Below are 1,395 nucleotides of genomic sequence, written 5' to 3' on the forward strand. Positions count from 1 at the left end.
ATATCTCCTGGAGCGAAATATGGTTATAGATGTAACGTGCCGACGCGCATGACGTAATAAGCGTCAACCGCGGCAGGACGTTGGCGTCAATTCATCAAATCAGGCGATTGCTTTCCGCAAGTTGGCGCGCCCGCCGCATCGTGCCGTCGGTGTCGGCGATCTTTCGTCTTGCGGCTTCGTCGCTTCTGATCGTCAGCCGCTTCGATAGGACTTTTGCGGCCTCGACGATTGGCTCCATCGTTACGACCGGAGCGTCCGGAGTTTTCATGTATCTCATGCTCATTATCCTTTCAGGCAAAAATGAAAGCGAGCGCCGAGCAGATGTCCGCTCCGGCAAGTTAGGCACGGCGACAAAGTTAATTTCTTTACGATCCAGGCCAGCAGTGCTGAACCAAAATCGGAGTTGCCGAGTCGCGGATCAAAAGCACAGCGTAGGCCTGCAACTGATCCTCGGGGATCTGCTTTTCAATGACCGAGTTGTGAACGCGTCGCGCAGAATATTGCAGTCAAAAGTTGAAATAGCATCGGCCGAATGATCGTTGTCCATAATGCGGCTCCCATCGAGGGGCGGGAAAGCGATGGTCGCTCTCAAGCGCCGGTACCGATGTCCCGGCCGGCGACAATGCGACTGTACACACCCACAGCTGGTTAGCGAATCATTCCAGCAGCTTGCCGGTTTGTCAGCACAGGTCAGTCGGGTCGGCCTCGTCCCGCCGCTTGGCGTCCTGATCGTTCAACCGTCTGACCATCTCGTCCGCTTCACCAGCATTAACTCCGACCATGACCTTGTGGCCGGACTCGGCGGGCTGGCCGGTGAAGACGTCGAAAATGGTCCAGCTGTCCGGATGGTCCATCCGAAGCGCGTAGCGGTTGCCATATTCCGAGTCCTCTTGGTTCTCGCCCGCCACCGAGCGGTTCAGGCGTGCACAATGAAAAACACTGCCGCCAGCACAACGACTGTCCACAGGGCCACGCCCAGCTTCGAAACCAGGCTCGCCCTGTGAAGCGAGCCCCTCCCGAATGCTGGCAACCACGTTCTTCATGCTGCTGGATCTGGCCGGCGTCGCCGCAACGGCGACCGGCGGCTTGACCCCAAGCGTGCGGAATACCGGAAGCAGTGTCGGTTCACGCATGGCTTTCTCCTGGCGCCAGGTCCTCAGTATCCCATTCCGCCCATGCCGCCACCGCCGCCACCCGCAGGTGCTGCATCCTTGGCCGGAACGTCGGTAATCATCGCTTCGGCGGTGATCAGAAGGGCTGCGATCGAACCGGCATCCTGGAGTGCGGTGCGCACCACTTTCGCCGGATCGACGATGCCTGCCTTGATCATGTCGACATAGACCTCGTTCTGGGCGTCAAAACCCTGATTGTGGTCCTTGCTGTCGGTGAGCTTGC

General features: G+C 58.7%; 2 protein-coding genes and 1 pseudogene. All 3 read right to left on the minus strand.

Annotated features, from left to right (window positions below; translation table 11 throughout):
* Positions 1-94: 94 nt before the first annotated feature.
* A complete protein-coding gene (locus EN949_RS35275) occupies positions 95-277 on the minus strand; it encodes a hypothetical protein (protein WP_024504929.1) in 183 nt (60 codons plus the stop codon).
* Positions 278-680: 403 nt separating this feature from the next.
* On the minus strand, positions 681-1,133 hold the full coding sequence (locus EN949_RS36985) for a hypothetical protein (RefSeq protein WP_245460988.1): 453 nt from the start codon (positions 1,131-1,133) through the stop codon (positions 681-683).
* 23 nt (positions 1,134-1,156) lie between these two features.
* Positions 1,157-1,395, minus strand: a pseudogene (groEL, locus tag EN949_RS35290) (chaperonin GroEL); the annotation flags it as partial.

It is taken from the genome of Mesorhizobium sp. M7A.F.Ca.US.007.01.2.1 (assembly GCF_003998165.1).
In the GTDB taxonomy this organism is placed as follows: Bacteria; Pseudomonadota; Alphaproteobacteria; order Rhizobiales; family Rhizobiaceae; genus Mesorhizobium; species Mesorhizobium ciceri.